Raw genomic sequence first — 25,143 nt, forward strand, 5'->3', positions numbered from 1 at the left:
GTTTATATATGATCCATAATTTTAAGAAAATTTTAAAATATAATGCAGAATAATCGTCGAAACTAAGAAAAATTTTATCCTGGAATTTTTCTTTTTATTCTATGAATAAAAAGTATGGGATTAAGACGGTTATTGTGTACGTGAATTTATCGAGTATGATTATAAAAGTCTTATTTTAAACTATCTTATACAGAGTTGCTTATAAAAATAAATAAAAAGGATGAGCCGAATGGTAAAATTTTGGTAACTCAAAAATCTTATTATATCTTAGCATAATGATAATTACAAATTATATTTCAAATGATGTTTTAACTCTCTATGAAAGTGATACCGTTGCCAAAGCAGAGCAATTGATGATCGATTTGGGGGTTAGTCACTATCCTGTTATAAGTAAAGGAAAGGTCAAGGGAAATATTGGTTGGAATATCATTAGAGATTTAGGAAAATCAGAATCATTAAAAGACCATTTATTAGATTTAGAACCGTTTTATTTACATGATAATTCTATACTTTTTGATTCTTTACATGTATTTAGCGAAAACGAAACTAACATAATACCGATAATTTCCTTCAAAGAAAAATTTTTAGGAGTCGTATTAGAAGAAACTGTTATTGAAGAGTTGGCTTCTTTTCAATTTATTACTGAATTCGGGGTTTATATGATTATAACGACTCCCATAAAAAAATATTCAACCAGTGAAATAGCAAATATCGTCGAAAGTAATAACGGAAGAATATTAGGGATGTTGTTGGCCAATACAGATGAAGATTCAACACAAATAATACTTAAAATTAGCGCAGAAAATATAAACTCCATTGGAGATACCTTTGAGAGATTTGGATACCAAATTTCAAACAAATACTTTGAGGATTCCAAGCAAGAGCTTTTAAAAGAGAGGTACGATCAACTGCAAAAATTTATGGAAGTGTAAATTAATTTTAATTCAATGATAGTAGGTGTATATGGAAAAGTAGTTCACAAAGAAGATAGCGAACTTTATTTGGCTTTTTTTCAACAATTGGAAAAAAAGGGCATAAATATTTATGTCTATGAATCCTATTTAAAAGAATTAGAAGAAATATTAGACTTAAAAAATTCGAACTTTATTCCTTTTACTAAAAAGAAAGGCCTACCCAAAGACACAAAATTATTATTTACCTTTGGAGGAGATGGAACTATACTCTCTACTGTAGCTTATATTAAAGGTTCAAATATTCCTATTGTGGGAATAAATACAGGAAGATTAGGATTTTTAGCTACATTTCAGAAAAATGAGTTTTTAAAAGAATTATCTGAAATATTAGATGGAAATTGCAGTATAAGCGAACGTTCTGTATTAGAAGTAAAAAGTAATTTTCATAAATTCTTACCCTATGCCATAAACGAAGCTGCAGTAATGCGAAAAGATACGACCTCAATGATCACTATTGAGGCTTATGTAGATAATCTATTTCTTAATACGTTTTGGGCAGATGGTTTAATTATATCTACCCCTACAGGTTCAACGGGATATTCTTTAAGTTGTGGGGGACCAATTATTTATCCTAAGGCTGATATAGTTGTAATAACGCCCATTTGTCCTCACAACTTAAATGTAAGACCTTTGATTTTAAAGGATGATGTTGAGATAAGATTGAAAGTACATAGCAGATCAGAAAAATATTCACTCTGTTTGGATTCACGTTATAATACGATAGGGATTGATGATGAAATAATTATAAAAAAAGCTCCATTTAAAATAAAAATTGTTAAGTATAACAATTATTCTTACTTTAAAAATCTTCGAGAAAAGCTAAAATGGGGAACAGATTCCAGAAACTAAATTTTAAACATTCTTTAAATATTAGATAAAGTATTTTGTTTATAACTTCTTAATATCTTTTAAGAACCACTATAGTCGAATAAGTTAAATATTTATAATTTTAATTACTTGATAAAGAGTCTAACATAAAAGAATTAATCAGTTGAAAAAAAGTTAATTAGAAAAATCATAAGAGTATAAAATTTGAATATAAGAGTTAGTATTCGTAAAAAATTAAATGTGAGACTAACACTTATAAATGATTCTCTGTCTTTTTAAAAATAAAGTAAAAATTATTAAAAAAAGAATAATAAATTAAGGATTATGTCAATATTTGATAGAAGAATAAATTACAAACCTTTTGAATACCCTGAAATTTTACAATTTACAGAAGCAATAAATCATGCTTATTGGGTACATTCAGAAGTAGATTTTACTGCCGATATTCAAGATTTTCATTCACATTTAGAAGACAGAGAGCGAAATTCTATTAAAAACAGTTTATTAGCTATTGCCCAAATCGAAGTAGCGGTAAAAAGTTTTTGGGGAAATATTTATCAGCATTTTCCTAAACCGGAATTCAATGGATTAGGAAGCACCTTTGCGGAATGTGAATTTAGACATTCTGAAGCTTATTCAAGATTATTGGAAGTTTTAGGATATAATAATGAGTTCGAAAAGTTATTGGAAATACCTGTTATTAGAGAAAGAATCGAATATTTAGATAAGGTATTAAAATATACTAAATCCGATGACCGAAAAAAATACGTAGTATCGCTTATTTTATTTACCATTCTTATTGAAAATGTTTCTTTATTCAGTCAATTCGCAATAATTTTATCATTTACAAGATTTAAAGGTCTAATGAAAAACGTAAGCAATATTATTGGTTGGACCTCGGTGGATGAACAAATTCATGCCAATGCCGGAATATATTTAGTTAATAAAATTAAAGAAGAATTTCCTGATTTTTTTGATGATGATACTGTCAATCATATCAAAGATACAGTAAAAAAATCAATAGTCATTGAAGGCAATATTTTAGACTGGATATTTGAAAAAGGAGAAGTAAATTCCATCGAAAAGGAGAATCTCCTAAATTTTATGAAATTCAGAGTTGATGAAAGTTTACAACAGATAGGGATGGATCGGTTGTATAATATTACTCCGGAGCAATACAGACCTATGGCTTGGTTTGAAGAAGAGGTATTCGCAAATAGCTTAGATGACTTTTTTGCTAAAAGACCCACAGAATATACCAAATATGATAAAAGTATAACTGAAAATGATTTATTTTAAATGGGGGATTTTTATTTAATTAAAGCAAGTTTTATATACTTAAATTTTAACGCAACTATTGAAAAAGAAATAGCAACAAGTTTACGGGATAGAGACCGTCATAGGTTGGTATTGGAGCAATTGGAAAAAATAATTTCCGTATATCTTACTAATTTTTCTTTATCTGAAATATATGAAATACCTTTTATTGATGAAGAAGGTAAAGATAATGGGTATTTTTTAAGAAGATTGGCAGTAAATAACGAAACCGGTTTGAAAGGAAAATTAGAATTAATGGTTAAAAGATTAGATTAATATTTATTATGAGTGAAAAACTTTGGTGGAAAAATTCGGAAAGCGAGCAAATATTAAATAGGGGGTATCTTCTTAAGGGTGAAACGGTGGAAGGAGCTATTGATCGGATCACTACCGCTGCAGCTCAAAGATTGTATAAACCTGAGCTAAAAGAAGCTTTTCAGGAAATGATTGAAAGGGGGTGGATGAGCCTAAGCTCTCCCATATGGGCAAATATGGGTACAGAAAGAGGATTGCCTATATCATGTTTCAATGTTCATATTCCAGATAGTATAGAGGGAATAACTCATAAGTTGGGGGAAGTCATCATGCAAACTAAAATTGGTGGGGGGACTTCCGGATATTTTGGTGCTTTAAGAGAAAGAGGATCAGCAGTTTCGGATAATGGTAAAAGCAGTGGAGCGGTAAGTTTCATGAAATTATTCGATACAGCCATGGATACTATATCTCAAGGTGGAGTGAGAAGAGGAGCTTTTGCTGCTTATTTGGATATTGATCATCCGGATATTGAGGAATTTTTATCTATCCGGGATATAGGAAATCCGATACAAAATTTATTTTTTGGGATTTGTGTTCCGGATTATTGGATGCAGGAGATGATCGACGGTGATATAGATAAAAGAAAAATTTGGGCAAAAGTTTTAGAAAGTCGTCAACAAAAAGGACTACCGTATATATTCTTCACTGATAATATTAATAAAAATAAACCTCAGGTTTATAAAGATAAAGGAATGGTTATTCATGCCTCCAATCTATGTTCTGAAATCATGCTTCCTTCCACTGAAGAAGAATCTTTTATTTGCTGCTTGTCTTCGATGAATTTGGAATTATATGATGAGTGGAAAGATACAGAAGCAGTCAAATTAGCTGTGTTCTTTTTAGATGCAGTTCTACAAGAATTTATTGTAAAAACTGAAGGTAATTATTATTTGTCACCAGCCAATAAATTTGCTAAAAAACATAGAGCTTTAGGATTAGGAGTCTTAGGATGGCATTCCTATTTACAGAAAAATATGATTCCTTTTGAAGGAATGATCGCTAAACAAAAGACCGTTGAAATTTTTAATTATCTGCAGGATAAATCCAACAAAGCAACTGAAGATTTAGCCAGGATTTATGGAGAACCTGAATTATTAAAAGGTTATGGACGAAGAAATTCCACTTTACTGGCAATTGCGCCTACTACTTCATCGTCAGCAATCTTAGGACAAACATCTCCGGGTATAGAGCCGTTTAGCTCCAACTACTACAAAGCAGGTCTTTCTAAAGGTAACTTTATGCGTAAGAATAAGTATTTAGATATGCTGCTTACTGAAAAAGATATCAATAATGAAGATACTTGGAGAAGTATTATGCTTAATGGAGGAAGTGTACAACATTTAAAAGATTTATCGTACGAAGAGAAACAAGTTTTTAAAACTTTTAAAGAGATTAGTCAATTGGAAATTGTACAACAGGCATCAATCAGACAAAAATATGTAGATCAATCACAGTCATTAAACTTAAATATACCTGCAGAACTCCCGATAAAAGAGGTAAATCGTTTATTAATTGAGGCTTGGAAATTAGGAATTAAAACGTTATATTACCAAAGAAGCCAAAGTGTAGCTAAGGAATTAGTGGTAAATCTGGTTAATTGCAGCAGTTGTGAATCATAGTAATAATAACTGTCAAATAATTTATAAAAAAGACTATTTTTTAAGTAGTCTTTTTTCTTTTAAATATTTACGGCTATAAATATATATATTTTAAATGACTTATATTTGTGAAAAATGTTCTTACTTTAAGTAAAGATTTAACGAATAGTAATGAAAGATTTTTATAATATATTAGGAGTTAGTTCTTCCGCTTCATTTGATGAAATTAAAAAATCATATAGAAAATTAGCCTTACAATATCATCCGGACAGAAATTCAGGAAATAAAAGATATGAAGAAATTTTTATAAATATAAGCGAAGCCTATCATACTTTGTCTAATGAAGAATCTCGTAAAAATTATGATTTAATTTATAAGAAAAAATTATCTACCTTTTCACAACCTGTAACGCCCTATCTATTTTTAAAAAAGTTTCAGGATATACGTAAATTTATTTATAAGAAAGGAAAAAATAAGATAAGTAAGAATGCTTTATATAAAGGATTGGAAAAATTACTGTCTGATGAAAATATTAAATACTTACTTTTAAAAAGTAATAAGCAGATTCTTGAGTTAATTATAATTGAGAATTTAAAATGCATAAAGTTTTTACAATCCTCAGATAAAGAAAAAATTATACATAGGCTTTTAATACTTGCCAATAATGATAATTTTCTAACAACTCTTATTGGTGTCAATAGTAAGCATACTGAAACTAAATATAATTTTACGACTATTTTTTATAAGTTCACCAATAAAATAAAGCATTATTTAATTAATAAAACAAATTTATAAATGTGATAGGTTACAAACAAGTGTTTCTATTTAAAATTATAATTCCAAAGGATTTAAAATAAGTTAGATAAATTTTAAGATAATAACATAACTAAAATGAAAAAAATTATATTCATTTCTACTTTATTAATAGTTTTGAGCACCGGAAAACTGTTTTCTCAAAATAAATATAGCAGAGAGATTACAGCTAATAAACATAAGAAAAAAAATCTTACTTTCGGCCCAAAATCTGCTGCTAAAATTAAAGATTTATTTTTTTCAAATAAGGAGTTTAAGTTACCGCAAAAAATAAGATCTATAAATAGTATTGCAAATTATACCGGTGTAAAGCCTATAGATGGATCGGGAAGTACTTATATATGGGATTTTACTAACGGTTTTCAATTAAGTGCTATATCAGAAGGAGGGGGAATTACTGGTAGCAATGATAAAATTTCTTTGGTGAGTTTCAATTATGGAGGTGTAAATTCACTTGAACTGTCAAATTCAATTATTTTGCATAAATCTACTATTAGTTCCCTCGAAAAAGTATACACAAAGCGTTTAATTAAGTTTAAAAACACAAAATTACCCACTTATAAAATTATTTCTGATAAATTTTATGCCACTTTTTATTTTAATGAAAAAAATATTTTAATCAGTCTTACCATTTCTAATTACGATTTAGAATTTTAATGCGCATTCCAAGTAATAAGTTAAATAATCCAGTTTATAACTATAAAATAATTGATTTAGTTTTTATAAGATTATTTAAATAATTTATTTTTTAATTAAATATTCTTGATCATAATATTGTTCTGAATTTTGAAGAAAGTATAGTTTTTTTTTGGAAATTTTAAATTTGAAACCAAACTTATCTAATGACAAAGTTGAATTATTTTTATCCCAATTAAATTTTCCCTGTTCATGAATTATTGATGCTTTAGAATCTTCGTCAGTATAAAGTTGAATCTTCAAATGGTAAGTATGATTTTGATCTAACGTCAATTCGACAAATTCACAATCGTCACATGATATTCTGCCTGTATAAGTACCTGTCAAATCTTTAGGTAAATTTGTTAAATTTTGAGTTGATACGGATAAAGTATCAGTAATGTAATTAGAATTTGAACTTAGTTTTTTATCGCAACCTATATATAAACAACTAAAAATGAAAACTATTAGATATTTATTGATAGAATATTGATTCACAGATAACAAAAAGTTTTAAAATAGAATTTAAATCTAGAATTTTGTATTTGGGTCAAATTTTTCTAAATAATCAGAAACTTTTTTAGCAAAAGCTCCACCAAGAGCTCCATCAATAACCCTGTGATCATAGGTATGAGATATAAACATCATATGTCGAATACCTATCATATCTCCCTGTGGAGTTTCAATGACTGCGGGTTTTTTAACGATTGATCCAACGGCCATAATTGCTGCTTGAGGTTGGTTAATAATTGGTGTTCCTGCAAGGTTTCCAAAACTACCAATATTACTTAAAGTATAAGTTCCTCCTTTCGTATCTTCCGGTTTTAGCTGATTGGTTCTTGCACAATTTGCTAAATAGTTGATCGATTTTGCCAGTCCTGATAAACTAAGTTGATCAGCATTTTTAATAACCGGAACTATTAAATTGCCATTAGGAACAGCAGTTGCTATTCCAATATTAATATTTTTCCTTTTAATAATAGTATCACCATCCACAGAGATATTAATCATAGGAAAATCTTTTATTGCTTTTACGATTGCCTGAATAAATATAGGCATAAATGTAAGCTTAACTCCTTCGTTTTTAAAGAATAAATCTTTGTTTTTATTTCTCCATAACACTATATTGGTAACATCTGCCTCAACAAAAGAAGTAACATGAGCCGAAATTTGTTTACTCTGCAGCATATTCTTTGAAATAAGCTTACGCATTCTATCCATCTCGATAATTTCGTCACAATCCGAGATTGGCGGAGGTATGTTTAAAATACAAGATTCAATTATATCTTCAGATATTTTACTTTTATGAATAATCTGCTCTTCAATAGGTGAAACCTTTTTCTCAAATATTGTATTTCTATTTTTTAAATAAGAAAATAGGTCTTCTTTGGTAATTCTTCCATTTAATCCGGTGCCTTGTATTAAATCTATTTCCGATTGAGATATATTTTCTTTTTTACAAATAGACTTGATTAAAGGTGAGTAATAGGTATTTTTAGTTGAATTATTATTTGGTAATTCTGAGGTAGAAAGTAAAGGCTTTTTTATTTCATCGGCAATAATGGGCACGTTTATTGACGTATTGATAGTTAAAAAATCATCATTATTTAAAGATATTTCCGTTTTAGTGGCTGCAGATGAATTTTCATCAATATTTTCAATTTCTAATACCGCAAATGCTTCTCCTATTTTGCAAATATCATTTACTTCTTTAAGCTTTTTTAGGAGTTTTCCTGAAATGGAGGAGGGGACGTCTGAATCGACCTTATCTGTAGCAATTTCAATAATAGTTTCATCCTCTTCTATATAATCCCCTTCATTTTTTACCCATCCGGTAATAGTAGCTTCCATTATACCTTCTCCCATAGGAGGTAATATAAGTTTATATTCAGCCATAGTTAATAATTAGAAAGACAAAACTAGGAAAAAAATATGGAATGAGTTTAAATTTTTTATATTATACCAACAAATAGTATTAAATTATAAAAAAAAATTATATAATAAAATTGATAAAAAAATAACTTTGTTACTGACTATTATTATTTGAATTATAGGATCAAATCGATTACAAACCCCTCATGATTTCTAACATTAAATACCATATTATTATCAAACATTAAGTATTGACCTTTAACACCCTTTAAAACACCATCGAATTCAAAAATCTTTTTAAGATTTATCGATTTTACTTTATGCGGGTATGTGATAACGGGATATTGGATATCAATAACTTCATTATCATCTAAAACAAAATTTATTAAACATTCAGGTATATATGTAATAAGTTCATTTTTTACAGCTGTCAAATCTATATCCGGAACTTGTTCACTTAACATTTTTCTATAATTTGTTTTATCTGAAATATGCTTTTTTAAAATCGATTCTATTAATCCGGCTTCATATCTGTTTTCTGTTTCCGCTAATTTTATAGCATGTTCTGCACCTTGGTCAATCCATCGAAAAAGTAATTGTGATTTTCTAGTAACTCCAACTTTAACACCACCGGAGTTGGCTAAGTAAACTACGTGAGGCTGAAGCTGAGCTTGTGACTCAATAGTTAAATTTCTATCTTCTTTACCCAAATGAGCTCTAGATAATTCAGGTCTAATGATCCACTCTCCGGTATAAGGAGATGTAAAATAACATTCTTTACAATATCCCATACTGAATATTTCTTTATCAAGACTACACCCTTTACATTTATAATGATCGAAACGTATCTTAATTTTTTTATCTAAAAGTTGATTTATCATGATAATTTCATCATTAAAATTTAGATAATATTGAATGGGGGAACTATATTCGGTAATCATTTTAGTTAGTTGTCCTGTAAGATGCATAAAGAATAATTTAATTAATCTGAATCTACAATGTATTATTGAAGAATACAAATATATTAATACGAAATTATTTAACAGTTTATGATTCAATATGCTTAAAATTAAAATTTTTAAATTTTACATGGCTTAACTTATTTTATAATAGCAGATTTGATTAAACTAAATTTATCTTGAATGTATAAACTCATTTTTATTTGAAAAAAAAAATCTAAAAAAATAGTTGTTGTTATAGGTTTTTTATATCTTTACCTAATATTTATTATGCTCAAAAAGTTAGTTAATCGTACAATACATACTTAAATATTATGAAAAAAAGTTTATTAGATTTTCATTTAATTTTCTTAGGGTTATTTCCATTATTTCTCATTACAAGCTGTGGAACTTCAAAAAAAGCAATAGCAAATAATTACGAAGTTGGGATAGAAAAACATGAAGATGAAATTAATAACATAAGTACAATAGATAATGATACAGATGAAGCAGTTAAAATTGTAGAGATTCAAGAGACAATTAATCTTAGAAAACCTAAAGGTAAGGTAGATAAAATAATGGTTTATCTAGGTGATGAGAGTGTTGAAAAATGGAAATTAGTCAGATTGAATTCCCAAAATGCTATAGATTTGTATGAAAATTTACCTATGATGAGATTTGATAAGCCTTGGAAACAAATTTATGGAACGACAGGTTGCAATAAATTTACCGCTTACTACACTTGGGATAACAGCATTTTCAATTTGTCGAGATTATCTTCAACCGAATTACCTTGTGATTATGATGAATCTCAATTCCTTAATGCTATGCAGAATATAGATGAAATTAGAGAAAATGAATCCATTTTATCTTTCTATAATGATGGACAAGAAATTATGGTATTTGAAAGGTTTCATTAATAAAATATTAATTCTTTATTATATATAGCTTCATGTCAAAAACACATGAAGCTTATTTTATTAATCATAATTTCTTTTTATATACGGAAACTTCCGTTGTCCTACAATTAATACGAGTTAAAACTTCTTTAAAATTTTTATAATCTCTACATGTGAAAACAACTTCATTAAGTATTATTTCCTTTGTACTTAAAATATAACCCTTTAGAAATTGATTTTTAACTTCAAATTGTAATTTTATCGGAAATGTAAAATTGTTTTTAATTTTTAAATCTTTGCATTTATATAATACCAAAGCATCAGCTCCTAAAGGATATATTCGTTGATGTTCTGCAAGAAGATCAATATCAGTATGATGCCTCTCAATAATAGATAATCCGCTTACTAATGATAGATGATAAATAATACTACTGTAAAGTTTATAAATATAATATGAATTTTGGTTTACTAATGTATGATTAGTTTTTTCTAAAGCTTTCCAAAAAGAAAATACTTGCTTGGGTTTTATAACTATATCATTAAGTGCATTTTGTATCCATGTAAGTTGATTTACTGATTGATCTACAGAAAATATACGGTTGTTAACCATCTTATATTGTAAAAAAACTTGATGTGGATAAATATTCAAATCTTTTTTTAGTTGTTTAGCATAATCAGTAAATGTAAAATTGTTTTTAAACTTTTTAATTATGTTCATCATAACAAAATTAGTAATGTAAATATAATAAAAAGAGTTTGCGAAATTCGATTAAAAGTAATAATTGATTAAATTTGCCCTGCTAAAAAAATGTATGATAATAACTTATTTATTAAGAATATATATAATTTGCCCTGCAAATATTTCTACCGGAGGACCGGAGGCATTACATCAATTAAGTCATAAATTAAGAACTATTTGTAAATTGGATGCCAGGATGTATTATGTACATAAACAACCTAATTTAAACCCTAAGCCGGAAATTTATAATATCTATGAGACATCAGAGATTACAACTATTGAAGATAGTCCCAATAATGTTATCATAATTCCCGAATCTTTAACTAATTATATTTTTAAGTTTAAAGAAAGTAAGAAAATTGTATGGTGGTTAAGTGTCGATTTCTATTCGATTTGTATGAAAAATAGACATAGAGGATTAAAATTTTATTATTCAAAATATTTCAAAGGTAAAAGAGAGGATCAAGAATACCATTTTGAAAATATTCCCAATGTGTATCACTGGGCTCAATCCTATAGATCTTATTTATATCTTGTTAAAAACCATATACCGGAAAATAAGATTTCTTATGTATGTGATTATGTTAATCCAATATTTCTGGAAAAAAGTAATCAAATTACAGATTCAAATAAAAAAGAGGATACAATAGTCTATAATCCTAAAAAGAATAATAAAAAATTAATATCAATAATAAAAAATAATTCAAAATTTAATTGGATAGCCATTAAAAATATGACCCCAGACCAAGTGGTTGAAACTATGAAAAAAGCAAAAATATATGTTGATTTTGGATACAATCCGGGCAGGGACAAAATGCTAAGAGAATCTTCAATAATGAAATGTGTTATCATATCAGGTATGGGAGGTTCTTCTAAATACCAACAGGATTTGAATATTCCGAAGGAATACAAATTCAATTTTACCAACAATGAACTTCCTAAAATTATTGATAAAATTGAACATTCTATCACTGATTATGATAATGCTATTTTAAATTTTAGTAATTACAGAAACGAAATTTTAAATGAAGAATCAAAATTTGAAAATCAATTACAATTATTTTTTGAAGTAAACTAATACATAAATGATATCAGTAATAATTCCCATATATAATGTCGCAACATATTTGGGTAGATGTTTAGATTCTGTCATTAATCAAACGTATCCGGACTTGGAAATTATATTGGTAAATGATGGATCCACAGATTCAAGTGGATTGATTTGCGATGAATATTCAAAAAAGGATCCTAGGATTATTGTTATTCATCAGGTTAATAAAGGACCTTCAGAAGCCAGAAATAAAGGATTAGATATAGCAAAAGGCGAGTATATTGGATTTATAGATCCAGATGATGTTATATCTATCAAGTATTTTGAAATACTTTATAAAACATTGGTGAAATCTGATAGTGACATGATTTTATGTAATTTTAAGCATTTTTCATTTATCCATGAAATTAATAAAGATACTATTTCATTGAATAACAGTAAACAATATAATGGGTATAATTTTATAAAAGATTTTACTTATCAAAAAGATACGGTTCGCTATGTAGTATTATGGAATAAGCTTTACAAAAAATATTTATGGAATAATTTAAGGTTTCCGGTAGATGTTAAAATATGTGAAGATGAATACGTTTGGTATAAATGTATGTATAGGGCAAACAGAATCTGTGAAATTGATCAAATTCTATATTTTTATTTTAAAAGAGCAAATAGTACAACTAATAAAGTTTATGAACCATTTTCTTATAAGAAGGAAATTGCATTTATAGAAGCATTGAAAGATCGAATTGATTTTTGTAAGAAAAATAATTTAAATAAATTATTAAGAAAAACTCAAGAATACAGAAATAAATTATTAAGAAAAATATACATTACAACACCTAAGGATAAAATTCCAGAATATATTACTGCTGAGCTATATAAAAATATAACATATATTCCTTACCCCAAACGAATAAAAATTTATTTAAAGAAAGTTTTTAAATAAAGTCTTTATAATGTACACTTATACTATAATTATACCGCATAAAAATACTCCAGAATTATTACGTAGATGTTTGAATTCAATACCTTTTAGAGAAGATATACAAATTGTAGTAGTGGATGATCACAGTGATTGTAATATGGTAGATTTTAAAAAGTTTCCCGGATACGATAGAAAAAATGTAGAAATTTATTTCACCAAAGAGGGAAGAGGGGCGGGCTATGTGCGTAATATAGGATTAAATAAAGCAAAAGGGAAATGGATATTATTCGCTGATTCTGATGATTTTTTTAACAGTAATTTTTTAAATGCAATAGATAAATATAAAGATAATGATGATGAAATAATTTATTTTCTGGCTACCAGTGTTGAGAGCAAGTCTTTAATGAAATCTACCAGACATCTCTACTTAGTTAAAACTAGAGAAAAATACTATAAAAAGCTACGTTATAACAAAATAAGAGCAAAAGATCAATTAGTTTACAAAAATTGGGAAGTATGGGCTAAAATGTTTAATAGAAGTTTTATAGAAAAAAATAACTTAGCTTTTAATGAAGAAAAAATGGGTGAAGACGCTTTATTTGTTATTAGATCAGGAGAGTTATCTAAAAACTATTCGGTGGATAATTTTACAATATATTGTATAACCTATAGAGAAGATAGCTTATGTTTTAAACTTGATACTGTAAATGATTTTGACGATATGTTTATGGCTAAAATTAGGATAAATAATTATTTAAAACAGGTGAATAAAGAAAAATTTACTCTTGATTTAGATAAAGATTTGTTATTATCCTATAAATACGGCGGAGTAGATAAAATGAATGAAATTTTTAAAATTGTCAAAAAAAATGGAAATAAACTATCTTTTAAAACTTATATCAAATATTATTTAAAAATCCTATATAATTCGAAAATTAAATAATGATTATTTTATAATTAAATTATGCATAAAAATACACGTTTATAAACAAAACATCCATTAATATTTAAATGATAACAGATATTTTCGGTTATAAAAATACTTGCCTGCTTATTTTTATTTCCTCCCTTTTATGGAAAAAATTTTTAATATTCTTCAAAAGACCAAACAGCTTTCCCATATTTATACTAAATTTCCCTCATCTTGCTTATAAAGGATATATTAATGACTTATGTTAGTATTGGGTTGTCCTAAGTTATTATTATTACGATCATATACAATAAAATTAGCATATTATAGCAGCACCGCACGGCAGCCGTTATTCCAAGTAGCTAAATCCATTGACTGGACAGGGCTATAATCTTTGATATATATTCTTAAGTTGATCTAATATTTATAGATTTTCAATTAAATTTTTAGTCAGAAATTTTCTATGAAAATTGGAAATTTTTAATGAAGGAGTATGAATGATATTATTTTTCCATTTTTCAAATTCATCTAAAATGAACTTTTTTAAAAGATCATGACTGTTATAAGTAAAATGTTTGCCAGAATTAGTTTCATTTAAAATTTTCTCAACATCTGCATGTTGAGGACCAATAGATAAAATTGTTTTACCTGTGGCTAAATATTCAAAAAATTTACCTGGAATGATACCTTTGGATTTCTCATTGTCAAAATTGGTTAATACTAATAAATTAGAAAAATTCATTTCATTAATTGACTCTATGTGGGGTAAATAGCCTATATTGACAAGGTTATTTTTTAAAACCGTGAAATTTAAGTTATTTAAAATTGAGTCTGATATTTTTCCGACGAATTTTAAACGGAATAGAGAGGCAAATTCCGAACACTCTTCAACCAATTCTATTAAGACTTTCCATAAATTAATTGGATTTCTTAAGCTCTCCAACATACCCACATAGGAAATCGTAAATGTAGAGGTTCGTTCATTCAGTGTATTTACTTCAGAATCAAAACCATTGGTAATACATACAACATTTTTAGCACCTAATTTCTCAAAATTTTCTTTATCTGTAAAGCTGGTCGAAAGAACTAAATCGGCAGTCAGTAAAACCTTTTTTTCCATTTCCTTATGTCTTCGATCAGACCTTGAGGTAAGTTTCAATTGAGAGTAATACGAAATTTGAGTCCAAGGATCTCTAAAATCGGCAATCCACCTAATTTTATCTTTTTTTATTTGCTTTAATCCTAATCCAATTAAATGCATACTATGAGGCGGGCCTGTTGTTACAAAAGTATCAATCCGGTGTTCATCTATATATTTTTCAAGAAATTTAATTGAAGGTTTAATCCAAAACTTACGCGCATCGGGAATAAAAAAATTTCCTCTTACAAATACTGATAACCTAGATAATATTCCTAGTTTTTTTGATGTTTCAAATTGTCCGGCTTTAAAATCTTTATTCTTTTTAGTAATTTTTTCTGCTATATGGTAAGGTTCCCAAATAGGCTTTTTTACAATTATTATTTTTGGATTTATTTCTTCAATTAAGCTAGGGTCTAAGATGGGATAGGAAGGATTTTCAGGTATATAAACATGCGGTTCATAACCAAATTCAGGGAGATATTTTGTAAATTTTAGCCATCGCTGTACACCGGGTCCTCCGGAAGGAGGCCAATAATATGAGATGATCAAAACCTTCTTATTCATGTTTATTTTTACAAAACAGGAGTTGAAATATCAGCTGATTTATTTCTTTTTTTATAGTCGTAAATTAGTAAAAAACTACTTATAATTACGAAAAAAATAAAAGTTGCCAAGGTTATATATTTTCCTTTTTGAATCACGGGTGGATTAAAGCAGAAATTAATTGTATGTTTTCCCGCAGGTATTTTTAAAGCACGTAATATATAATCAGCTCGATAAATGGGAACTTCTTTTCCGTCGATAGTAGCTTTCCAACCATGAGGGTAATAAATTTCTGAAAAAACACCTAATTTTTCCACTTTACTATGGGAGACATAGGTTAAGTTGTTCGGTAAATACTCTTTTAATTCGATGGAGGACAAACTGTCAACGGACGGTTTTATGGTAAGGTCCTTCTTAAATTTTGAATTAACAATTGCTTTTCTTTTGTTATCAATCTTACCTAATGTAAGTAATTCCTCATCAGCATTTTTAGCAAAAACTATTTCATTTACAAACCAAGCATTGCCATTGTTATTAGGATTAGGAATTGGCCTAATGATTGAATCGGCAGTGATGATATATTTGGTATTTAGCATATCCAATATAGGTAAATTTAAGCTATCCGATAAATAGAAATCTATTAAATCTTGATATCTCCTTAATTTTGCACCATGATATCCGCCTATAGATTGATGAAAATAGGACGTATTCGTTTCATTAAAAGGGCTTAATAATAAATTGAAGACTCTGTAATGAGCTTGATCATTTTGTTTAATCAATTCTAATGCTTTGTTTACAGGTGCAGCATTGACAATACGGGCTAGGGTCGGATCGGTTTCTGCCTTTTGTATTTGTGTTTCTGTTACCTGGGTAGGAAAAGGATTTTTATATAATTGTTTATCTACAAAATTATCATTATTCAAATAGCGTTTATCTACTCCCCATAAATCAACCAAAGATAATGCTGCAATGGCTAAAACAACATAACTAGATTTGAAAGGTTTTATTTCGCCTGCCCAAAGAAAAACAGCACAAACTAAAACGAAAAAGAAAGTTCGTAAGATGTCTGATTGAAACAGGACAAATCGATCTTTTCTAATTGCTTCTAATATTTCATATTTTAAAAATTGACCTTCTAAAGAAGTGTGAAAACTAAATATTTGTAATCCTGCTACATATAGCAGTAATAAGATAACTGATATAAAACCGAAACTTATATATAAAATTTTAGTTTTGTAAAATTTGGTAAGAGAAGAGTCCATAAAATAGGAATAAGTACCCAATAAAGCCAATAAAGGAAGAGTAAATTCGGCAATCACAAGAGCAGAGGATACTGCGCGGAATTTATTGTATAGTGGAAAATACTGAATCATAAAATTCGTAAAAAATCCAACATTTTTGCCCCAAGCTAAAAAGAAACTTAAAAAAGTTGCTGCTACTAACCACCATTTATATCTACCCTTATAAAAAAATAAAGCTAAGAAGGCTAAAAAGATAACTACAGCTCCTTGATATGCCGGACCTACTGTACCCGGTTGTTCCCCCCAATAAGAGCCATTAAATGCACGTTTAAATTGGATATATTCTTCCTGTGATCTAATATTTTCTTGTAATGCAGGTTCTAAATGATTGGTTTTAAATCCCTTTTCATTGTTACCACCTCCCATAAAGTTGGGAATAAATAAATTAGCAGTTTCTAATATCCCATAACTCCAATGGGTAATATAATCATTATCTAATCCCTGATTAGGTAAAACATTATTTTTACTTAGGGTTAATTCAGATTTCCCGCGTGTGGTTTCTTTAGAATATTCATAGGTTGAAAGTAATCGTGTAGAATTCATTCCAATGGACAATACAATGGCCAAAAAAAATAGTCCGGATGAAATAATAAAAGTTTTTAATGTTTTTGTTTTTAGACTATGAATTAGTTCAACCAATCCAAAAATACCTAAAGCTAAAAACAAATAATAGGTCATTTGAGGGTGATTGGCAGCAATTTGTAGTGATAGGAATAGAGTGGTAACAATAAATCCTCCAATATATTTTTTTTGATATAATAAATAAATTCCGGCTATAAATGGTGCGAAATAGGCTATCGTGTGGACTTTAGCATTATGACCGGCACCTATTATTATAAAAAAATACGTTGAAAAAGAAAACATAACGCTTCCTAATAAAGCATATTTCCAATTTTTTAACCATACCATACCTAATAAATAAAAACCTGCTAACAATAAAAATAAATAACTGGCAGGTGTAGGAAATATTCTTAGTACTCGATCAATACCTTTGATTATGTCTGAAGGATAATTAGCTCCCATTTGGTAGGTAGGCATACCTCCAAACATGGAATTGCTCCAATAGGTATCTTCTTTATGGATAGAGCGATAATCTTCTAACTCATGTGCTCCGCCTTTATAATGGATGATATCAGGTTGAGAAATATATTTTCCTGATAATATGGGACTAAAATATAAAAAGGAGAGGATGATAAAAAAAAGTAAACATCCTACAACCGGCAAGAAATAATTATTTTTTTTCATTGTCTTTAGTTTCTACTTCTTCATAATCAACTGTTTCAGCATCCCATTTAATACCCTTTTTTATAGAAGAATTTTTTCTTTGGTTATTAAATTGATGGGGCTTGGGCTTGGAATATTTCTTTTTTGCATGCGTACCGGTAAAAATCTTATTTAAATAATTAAAAACAAAATAAGTAACAATTGCAAAAAATATAAATTCAATTAATCTTCCCATAGATAAATATATAAATTAATTAATAGTCTATCAATTAATATAAGTGCTATTTTGTGTTTTTTGGACAACTTTTTCAGTTTCATTACCTTTACTTGCAGATTTGGTTTCTGTAAGATTCATGGAAAAATTAGCTTTGGATATCCATCCGGATTTATTATCTATCATAACTTTCCCACTCTGAGTTCCATTAACAGATAATTTATAGGTTACACCTTCAACCACTTTAGAATCTTTTTTAGATGGTAAAATTCCCTGTAAACGAATTTCAGTTATATTTTTACCTACTTTTACCAGTTGGTTATAACCTCTGTCTTTCATTTCAGGATGTGTATTCCATTTTTCACCTATTTTTAATCCTTTTGAAGGAAACTTCATAATCGATCCTTCAAATTGAGCTTTAAAAGTATTAGGATTTAAACCCAATTTAAAAGCATTAATAAAATCATCTAACTCTTTTCCTTTTAATTCAGATTGTAAAGTTGTTTTTGCTTTTTCATAAATAGCATCCATACCTTTTATATTAGAAGCATTTCCATATATGTCCATGTTTAAAGTAAAAGTAACATTACTGATTGCTCGATATATTTTCCACATTTTGGCTTGATCAGGATCTTCCGGCTTTTTACCATTGGTGTCAAAAACCACTTCTTTTCCATCAGCTCTTGTAATAACCTTTTTACCGCCCATATTTACTTGTAAGGTATAAATATCATTTTTTACATCTAATACGGTAAAGCTCATAGGGTCTATGGATTCTTGTGAAACAGACTGACTTTTATCTCTAAAAGTAATGGTTTGTTTATTAATTTCTCTGGAATTAAAAGAATAAGTTTTCCCTTTTTCAAGAATGTATCTAAGATGATAAAGACTATCCGCATCTTGATAAATTCCGGATATGATTTCAGGAGTACTTTTTTGTTCTTTATTCGGATTAGTATCCGATAAAGAAGATTCGGTTAACAAGTTTTTTCCGTGGCTGCTCGTACTATTATTTTTGGAAATAGAAGAATCTATTAATTGTTTGGATTTTTCTTCATTTTTACAGGATAATAGGCAACTACCCAATAAAATAGATATAAATAAACAAGATACGACTGACAATTTTTTCATTACGTCAAAATTTTCTGCAATTTACTAAAGATAATTAGTAAATGAATGATAAAGCTGGAAAAAACCTAAGATTTTTAATTGGTTTTTTTAATAAATTTAATAATAATACATTTTCTAAATTTAGTTAAGCTAAATAATATTTGTATTTTAGCCACCTCATGTTTTTACTTATTTAAAGATTTTTGAAAAAACGATTATTGCTTCAGACATATAAAGACCAAGAGCTTTTAAATAAATATAAAGAAACGTTAGATTCTGAATATTTTGGTATTTTATATAGTAGATATATTCCCTTACTATATGGTCTCTGCTTAAAATATCTTAAGGATGAGTATAAAGCACAAGATGCAGTGATGCAAATTTTTGAAAATTTACATACTAAAATTTTAAATTTTAATGTAGACAACTTTAAATCATGGTTATATAAAGTATCAAAAAATCATTGTCTACAGCAATTAAGAGCAGTAAATAAAGAAATTAAGGTAGATTTTAACTTGGATATTATGGAATCTGAGGATGTTTTACATCTATTAGACGAAAAAGATGATAATAAAAAATATTTAATTCTAGAAGAATGTATTTCTAAGCTGCCCGAACCTCAAAAAGTATCTATTGTATTGTTTTTTTTCAATGAAAAATCATATATGGATATTTGCGATGCTACCCAATATAGTTTGAAAAGCGTTAAAAGTTATATTCAAAATGGTAAAAGAAATTTAAAGCTTTGTTTAGAAAAAAAACTTAAATGAATAAATTATTAGAATATTTAAGCGGTAAGAAAAGAGGTAAAGATGCCAGGTATTTAGAAAGACTATCTATGCAGGACGATTTTTTAAAGGAAGCGTTAGATGGATATGATGAGATTCAAGGAGATCATATTAGAAATATTAAATCGCTTGAAAGTAAAATTTTAGAAAATACTGTTTCTCAAAAGAATAAATTTCCAATTTTAGCAGTGGCTTCAAGTATAATTATTTTAATATTTATAGGCATAATTTATCTATTAATAATTGATCAAAAAAAGGAAGAAAAATTCATCGCTTACGAAAAATCAGATAAGAATGTAAATGATAAAAATCTTCTTTATTCAATAAATAATAGTAGTAGTAATAATAATGAGGGAAAACAAACTTTTAAATCCGCTAAAGGAAAATTAAAAAATAAAATACATACATCCACCCAAGCAAATAATATCATAAAAAAAAAATTGGGGCCTAAAGATTTTTTTCAAAACACACAATCAGAAGCAATCGGAGAAGGAACCGATACGGTAGCCAATAAACTTATTGTACACCAGGATTTTTTCAAAGAGCTTAATCATGAAAATTCTGTTGAACCTATCGTATCTTTAAAATCTATGAATAGAAGTTTTGATCTTGAAAATGTAAAAAATAACAATGCATCTATCTCCGAAGAAGATCACACAACTTTGATTGATTCTTTAATCGTTCAATCATTAAGTTATACTATTAATTTAAAAAAAACAGAAGAACGAGATACTACATGGTTTGTTTATAAAAATAAAAATGGTAGGGATGATGATTTAGAATTAAATTCAAAAACACAATTTAAATCTCAACCAATTATAGGGTGGGATAAATTCTATGATTATATATATGAGAATTTATTGGTAAATTATCAAACTTGCAAATCAATTGGGGTACAAATAGCTGTTGGTTTTTCAGTAGGTAAAGAAGGAAGACCTGAAAATATACATATTCTTCAATCCACCTGCAATAGATTAACTAATAAAATTATAAAATTAATTAAAGACGGTTGCGATTGGACGGAAGGGGAGGGAATTTTTACACTTGTTAGATAATTTCTTTATTTAGTAAAATTAATAGGAGTTTCTAAATTTTTAAAACTGCTTAAATCTGCTTTTAAAGATCCAACTGCCAACTCAGCTTTAACTTGAATTGGGACATGATTAGAATCGTCGGTAACCCACATAGTAACACTTTCTTTTTCTTTGAACACTCTTCCAGCAAGAACATAAGGCCTGATTTTTAAACATCTGACTTTACCAAAACTTGAATTTATATCTTCTCTATTTAAAATTTTAAGTTTAAAATTTAATGTTTCTCCATCCATAAATATATTAAGGTTAATATAGTCACCGGTATTATAGTTATCCGTGTTCATATTTCTTAAATAATAAAAAGCCGACAGCATATCATGCATTTCTCCGGTATAATTATACGTTTTTGTAGTATTGGATTTATTGTTGGTATAAGTAATTTTTTTATCCGTGTGATTAATTCTCATCGTTTGGTCTCTCACATAAGATCCCTCACGAATGTTACGTATGAATTTAGAAGAGAGCATAGTAGATTTATCTATATAGGTTTCATAAAGATCTTCAACTTTAAAAAACAACTTTACAGCGCCTGTAGAATATCCTTTGCCCACTACATGATAATGAGGCTTATCATTAAAAGTAACAACATGGGTAGTAAATGTAGCATATCCGGCATTTAAAAATCCGTAATGAATTCTGTACTTTAAATATTCACCATCTTTAAATTGAGTAGAGGAGGGGATTGAATAATCCGCTGATATAAATATAAAAAAGAACAAGAAAATAGCTATTATTGTAAATAATTTTTTCATTCCAAATTTTTGGTTATTAGTTATAGCTCATAATTTTTACAAAATTAATTAATATAAAAAATGATTAAAATACCATAATTCTATCAAACTTACTGCCAAAAATTAAACAACAAAAGAACAGGATTAAATTTTTATTCGCTTATGCTTATTACTTCTTCAATTTCGGGTACATGTTTCTTTATGGTCGTTTCAATCCCTAATTTTAAGGTACTCTGATTAATTGAACAATCAGAACATGCGCCGGTAAAGCTTACAAAAACCTTATTATCTTTGATATCTATGAGTTTAACATCTCCACCATCGGATACTAAAAAAGGACGAATTTCTTCTAATGCTTGATTTATTCTGTCTGTTAATGTATTCATTTGGATGTAAAATAATAAAATTAATTGTTTGAACAACCTGCCATGGTAGTAATCCTTACAGCTTCTGAGGGGGGTAGATTTTCATTTCTTTTAACTAGGCTGCTTATCACATTTTTAGCCAAGTTCATATATATCCCGGATACGAGTTCTTCCTCTTGCAACACAGCAGGTCTCCCATAATCTGAAGCCTCTCTGATAGACTGTATTATAGGAATTTCTCCTAAGAAAGGTAGCTCCATAGACTCTGCTAATTTTTGAACACCTTTTTTTCCGAAAATATAATATTTATTATTTGGTAATTCTTTAGGAGTAAAATAAGCCATATTCTCAATTAGACCAAGTACAGGAACATTTATTTCCGGCATTTGGAACATAGCTACACCCTTCTTAACATCTGCTAGAGCTACATGTTGCGGGGTACTAACTATTAAAGATCCGGTTACGGGAACTTCCTGTACAAGAGATAGATGTATATCGCCTGTTCCCGGTGGAAGGTCTATTAAAAGAAAATCCAGTTCTCCCCAATTCGCATCATGTAGCAATTGGTGAATAGCCTTGGATGCCATGGCACCGCGCCATATAACAGCTTGGTTTGCACCTGCAAAAAAGCCTAAAGAAAGAAGTTTAACTCCATAGCTTTCCACAGGTATGATTTTATTATTATCAGATAACGGCTTTTCATTGGATACATCAAACATGGTAGGTATCGATGGACCATATATATCGGCATCTAATAATCCTACTTTAAACCCCATTTTAACTAAAGCTACAGCTAAATTGGAAGCAACGGTAGATTTTCCCACTCCACCTTTTCCTGAAGCTACTGCTATTATGTTTTTAATACCTGGGATAGAATTCCCTCTGGAATCTTTTTTTTCAGGCATCTCTACAGATATATTCAATTTAAGCTGAACATCTTTTCCAAATTTTTGTTCAAAAGCTGTTTGCATAGCTGTTTCCAATCTTTTCTTTTCATGTAGGGCAGGTGAATGAGAAAGCATATCTATTATAATGGTATCTCCCATTATTTGTAAATTTCTAACTAAATCATCGACCTCTATTTCCTTCAAAAAAATTTTAATTTCTTCTTTACTTGCCATGTTGTATTTTCTAAAAATAAAAAAGTATAATATTCTTTTTTATTGCTTTTACAAATGTATTAATCTTTACGGATTTATAAATACTTTTTATTAAAGAAATTTAATAATCAAATTAATGAAATTAAATAAATTTTTTTAAATTTTTAATATAATAATTATTATCTGTACTTAAATAAACTTTAAATTTACAATAATATTTATTTTTAAGGTAAAAAATAATTTTATAAAAATTCAATACATGGAAATAATGTATCTTTACCAAAGATAACGTATTCAACTTATTATGGAATTGAGAAACGTACACGTTACAAGATACATTACACCATTAAGAGAAGGAGGATCCTTACCTGCTTTAGCAGAAGCAAATGATGGTTTCAACTATGTTGTAAAATTTAAAGGAGCGGGACATGGTACTAAAGCCTTAATTTCTGAATTAATTGGAGGGGAAATAGCACGATTGTTAGGATTGAACATTCCGGAAATTGTTTTTATCTATTTAGATGAAGCATTTGGTCGTACAGAAGCTGATGAGGAAATACAAGATTTGCTTAAAGCAAGTAGAGGTCTTAATTTAGGCTTACATTTTCTATCCGGTGCATTAACTTTTGATCCGGTTGTTACGCTTGTTGATCCCTATTTAGCTTCAAAAATTGTATGGTTGGATGCCTTCTTAACTAATATCGACAGAACTGTAAAAAACACGAATATGCTTATTTGGCATAAAGAATTGTGGCTTATAGATATGGGTGCATCTTTATATTTTCATCATTCCTGGATAAATTGGGATAAGTTATCGGCTACTCCTTTTGCTGAAATTAAAAATCACGTATTATTACCTTTTGCTTCGCACCTTAATGAAATTGATAATAAGTTTAAAGAAATTCTAACTTGGGAAAAAATTGGTGAAATTGTAAATTTAATACCTGATAATTGGTTGGATTGGAAAAGCCCGTGTGAAACAGTACAAGATATCAAAGAAATATATATTAAGTTTCTTGGTAATAGATTAAATAATTCACAACTATTTATAAAAGAAGCTAATAATGCAAGAAAAACGATTATATGAATATTCAGTAATACGATTGGTGCCGAGAATTGAAAGAGAGGAATTTATCAATGTGGGAATAATTTTGTTTTCAAAAGAAGCTAGTTATATTAAAGTTGAATATATAGTAGATAAAGAAAAATTAAAAAGCTTTATCAAAAAAGAAAATTTCGAAATAGATTGTATTATAGACGCATTAGAAGCATTTAAAAAAATTAGTATTGGTGATTCTTCGGGGGGGACTATAGCTGTTATGGATATACCGGAAAGATTTCGTTGGTTAACTTCTGTTCGAAGCACAATAATACAAACATCCAGACCACATCCCGGATTTTCTTCGAATCTTGATCAAACCTTTTTTAACTTATTTAAAGAATTGGTGTTATAAATTGAATTAATATGCTTAGCTAAACGTATGAATAAATATCTATAAATTTACTCGCAAAGTATATCGGGATTTAATACTTATTAATTACTAATTCAGCAAGTTATATCCTGCCTGTTTTTATAAACTTATAACATTCTACTATCTACGATTAACGGTATTTTTCTCCCAATACCAGTAAAAAATTTATTATTAAAAAGAGTTATAAAAATTATTTATGGAAATTA

Annotated in this window: 26 protein-coding genes; 15 read left to right on the forward strand and 11 right to left on the reverse strand. The window is 28.2% G+C overall.

From position 1 onward, the window contains the following. The first annotated feature begins 275 nt into the window (after positions 1-275). From ASC36_RS07245 to ASC36_RS07275, 7 genes are all read left to right on the forward strand, one after another. The gene (locus tag ASC36_RS07245; RefSeq protein WP_055425827.1) at positions 276-932 is read left to right on the forward strand and encodes a CBS domain-containing protein; all 657 of its coding nucleotides are present in this window, start codon (positions 276-278) and stop codon (positions 930-932) included. A gap of 15 nt (positions 933-947) precedes the next feature. After that, positions 948-1,823, forward strand: coding sequence for an NAD kinase (locus ASC36_RS07250; RefSeq protein WP_055425828.1), 876 nt, complete (start codon positions 948-950; stop codon positions 1,821-1,823). 303 nt (positions 1,824-2,126) lie between these two features. Continuing rightward, positions 2,127-3,101, forward strand: a complete 975-nt coding sequence (locus ASC36_RS07255) for a ribonucleotide-diphosphate reductase subunit beta (protein WP_055425829.1) — start codon at positions 2,127-2,129, stop codon at positions 3,099-3,101. Beyond that, positions 3,102-3,395 (forward strand): hypothetical protein, encoded by a 294-nt coding sequence (locus ASC36_RS07260; RefSeq protein ID WP_055425830.1) that lies wholly within the window; start codon positions 3,102-3,104, stop codon positions 3,393-3,395. Between the two features lie 8 nt (positions 3,396-3,403). Next, positions 3,404-5,053 (forward strand): ribonucleoside-diphosphate reductase subunit alpha, encoded by a 1,650-nt coding sequence (locus ASC36_RS07265; RefSeq protein WP_055425831.1) that lies wholly within the window; start codon positions 3,404-3,406, stop codon positions 5,051-5,053. Between the two features lie 150 nt (positions 5,054-5,203). Beyond that, positions 5,204-5,827: a J domain-containing protein gene (locus tag ASC36_RS07270; protein WP_055425832.1), complete on the forward strand. Its 624-nt coding sequence runs from the start codon at positions 5,204-5,206 to the stop codon at positions 5,825-5,827. 96 nt (positions 5,828-5,923) lie between these two features. Further along, positions 5,924-6,502, forward strand: coding sequence for a hypothetical protein (locus tag ASC36_RS07275; RefSeq protein ID WP_055425833.1), 579 nt, complete (start codon positions 5,924-5,926; stop codon positions 6,500-6,502). Between the two features lie 84 nt (positions 6,503-6,586). Here ASC36_RS07275 and ASC36_RS07280 read toward each other — a convergent pair whose 3' ends face one another. From ASC36_RS07280 to ASC36_RS07290, 3 genes are all read right to left on the reverse strand, one after another. Beyond that, on the reverse strand, positions 6,587-7,018 hold the full coding sequence (locus tag ASC36_RS07280) for a copper resistance protein NlpE N-terminal domain-containing protein (RefSeq protein ID WP_055425834.1): 432 nt from the start codon (positions 7,016-7,018) through the stop codon (positions 6,587-6,589). 33 nt (positions 7,019-7,051) lie between these two features. Beyond that, positions 7,052-8,416: a dihydrolipoamide acetyltransferase family protein gene (locus tag ASC36_RS07285; protein WP_055425835.1), complete on the reverse strand. Its 1,365-nt coding sequence runs from the start codon at positions 8,414-8,416 to the stop codon at positions 7,052-7,054. A 152-nt stretch (positions 8,417-8,568) separates the two neighbouring features. Continuing rightward, on the reverse strand, positions 8,569-9,360 hold the full coding sequence (locus ASC36_RS07290) for a DUF2797 domain-containing protein (RefSeq protein WP_055425836.1): 792 nt from the start codon (positions 9,358-9,360) through the stop codon (positions 8,569-8,571). A gap of 305 nt (positions 9,361-9,665) precedes the next feature. Between ASC36_RS07290 and ASC36_RS07295 the strand changes: the two genes are divergently transcribed. Beyond that, positions 9,666-10,250, forward strand: a complete 585-nt coding sequence (locus ASC36_RS07295; RefSeq protein ID WP_055425837.1) for an META domain-containing protein — start codon at positions 9,666-9,668, stop codon at positions 10,248-10,250. Positions 10,251-10,314: 64 nt separating this feature from the next. Here the strand turns inward: ASC36_RS07295 and ASC36_RS07300 are convergent, their stop codons facing one another. After that, on the reverse strand, positions 10,315-10,950 hold the full coding sequence (locus ASC36_RS07300) for a VanW family protein (protein WP_082435423.1): 636 nt from the start codon (positions 10,948-10,950) through the stop codon (positions 10,315-10,317). 91 nt (positions 10,951-11,041) lie between these two features. Between ASC36_RS07300 and ASC36_RS07305 the strand changes: the two genes are divergently transcribed. The 3 genes from ASC36_RS07305 to ASC36_RS07315 are packed head-to-tail and all read left to right on the forward strand — an operon-like array spanning position 11,042 to position 13,887. Continuing rightward, a complete protein-coding gene (locus ASC36_RS07305) occupies positions 11,042-12,046 on the forward strand; it encodes a hypothetical protein (RefSeq protein WP_055425839.1) in 1,005 nt (334 codons plus the stop codon). Positions 12,047-12,053: 7 nt separating this feature from the next. Next, positions 12,054-12,965 (forward strand): glycosyltransferase family 2 protein, encoded by a 912-nt coding sequence (locus tag ASC36_RS07310; protein ID WP_055425840.1) that lies wholly within the window; start codon positions 12,054-12,056, stop codon positions 12,963-12,965. A 10-nt stretch (positions 12,966-12,975) separates the two neighbouring features. After that, entirely contained in the window at positions 12,976-13,887 is a 912-nt protein-coding gene (locus ASC36_RS07315; RefSeq protein ID WP_055425841.1) for a glycosyltransferase family A protein, read from the forward strand. A gap of 391 nt (positions 13,888-14,278) precedes the next feature. On the opposite strand, the gene ASC36_RS07320 is transcribed toward ASC36_RS07315, so the two are convergent. The 4 genes from ASC36_RS07320 to ASC36_RS07335 are packed head-to-tail and all read right to left on the reverse strand — an operon-like array spanning position 14,279 to position 19,408. Beyond that, positions 14,279-15,559, reverse strand: coding sequence for a glycosyltransferase family protein (locus tag ASC36_RS07320; protein WP_055425842.1), 1,281 nt, complete (start codon positions 15,557-15,559; stop codon positions 14,279-14,281). A gap of 8 nt (positions 15,560-15,567) precedes the next feature. After that, entirely contained in the window at positions 15,568-18,084 is a 2,517-nt protein-coding gene (locus tag ASC36_RS07325) for a YfhO family protein (RefSeq protein ID WP_055425843.1), read from the reverse strand. Next, positions 18,071-18,298 (reverse strand): hypothetical protein, encoded by a 228-nt coding sequence (locus tag ASC36_RS07330; RefSeq protein WP_055425844.1) that lies wholly within the window; start codon positions 18,296-18,298, stop codon positions 18,071-18,073. Before ASC36_RS07330 ends, ASC36_RS07325 begins: the two co-directional genes overlap by 14 nt. A 30-nt stretch (positions 18,299-18,328) precedes the next feature. Further along, a complete protein-coding gene (locus ASC36_RS07335) occupies positions 18,329-19,408 on the reverse strand; it encodes a DUF6263 family protein (protein ID WP_055425845.1) in 1,080 nt (359 codons plus the stop codon). A gap of 182 nt (positions 19,409-19,590) precedes the next feature. On the opposite strand from ASC36_RS07335, the gene ASC36_RS07340 reads away from it, so the two are divergent. Together ASC36_RS07340 and ASC36_RS07345 are read left to right on the forward strand one after the other, a co-directional pair. Further along, a complete protein-coding gene (locus ASC36_RS07340; RefSeq protein ID WP_055425846.1) occupies positions 19,591-20,157 on the forward strand; it encodes an RNA polymerase sigma factor in 567 nt (188 codons plus the stop codon). Continuing rightward, on the forward strand, positions 20,154-21,230 hold the full coding sequence (locus ASC36_RS07345) for a hypothetical protein (protein WP_055425847.1): 1,077 nt from the start codon (positions 20,154-20,156) through the stop codon (positions 21,228-21,230). Before ASC36_RS07340 ends, ASC36_RS07345 begins: the two co-directional genes overlap by 4 nt. 5 nt (positions 21,231-21,235) lie before the next feature. On the opposite strand, the gene ASC36_RS07350 is transcribed toward ASC36_RS07345, so the two are convergent. From ASC36_RS07350 to ASC36_RS07360, 3 genes are all read right to left on the reverse strand, one after another. Beyond that, positions 21,236-22,021 (reverse strand): DUF3108 domain-containing protein, encoded by a 786-nt coding sequence (locus ASC36_RS07350; protein ID WP_055425848.1) that lies wholly within the window; start codon positions 22,019-22,021, stop codon positions 21,236-21,238. Positions 22,022-22,152: 131 nt separating this feature from the next. After that, positions 22,153-22,386 carry a NifU family protein gene (locus ASC36_RS07355; protein ID WP_055425849.1) on the reverse strand — a complete coding sequence of 78 codons (234 nt, stop codon included), beginning with the start codon at positions 22,384-22,386 and terminating at the stop codon, positions 22,153-22,155. A 20-nt stretch (positions 22,387-22,406) separates the two neighbouring features. After that, a complete protein-coding gene (locus ASC36_RS07360) occupies positions 22,407-23,486 on the reverse strand; it encodes an Mrp/NBP35 family ATP-binding protein (RefSeq protein ID WP_055425850.1) in 1,080 nt (359 codons plus the stop codon). 283 nt (positions 23,487-23,769) lie between these two features. Here ASC36_RS07360 and ASC36_RS07365 point away from each other — a divergent pair, with 283 nt between their 5' ends. Both ASC36_RS07365 and ASC36_RS07370 read left to right on the forward strand, forming a co-directional pair. Next, on the forward strand, positions 23,770-24,552 hold the full coding sequence (locus tag ASC36_RS07365) for a HipA family kinase (protein ID WP_055425851.1): 783 nt from the start codon (positions 23,770-23,772) through the stop codon (positions 24,550-24,552). Next, positions 24,530-24,919 (forward strand): DUF3037 domain-containing protein, encoded by a 390-nt coding sequence (locus tag ASC36_RS07370; protein WP_055425852.1) that lies wholly within the window; start codon positions 24,530-24,532, stop codon positions 24,917-24,919. The genes ASC36_RS07365 and ASC36_RS07370 overlap by 23 nt, the downstream gene beginning before the upstream one ends. Positions 24,920-25,143 lie beyond the last annotated feature (224 nt).

Origin of the sequence: Apibacter mensalis (genome assembly GCF_001418685.1) — a bacterium.
In the GTDB taxonomy this organism is placed as follows: Bacteria; Bacteroidota; Bacteroidia; order Flavobacteriales; family Weeksellaceae; genus Apibacter; species Apibacter mensalis.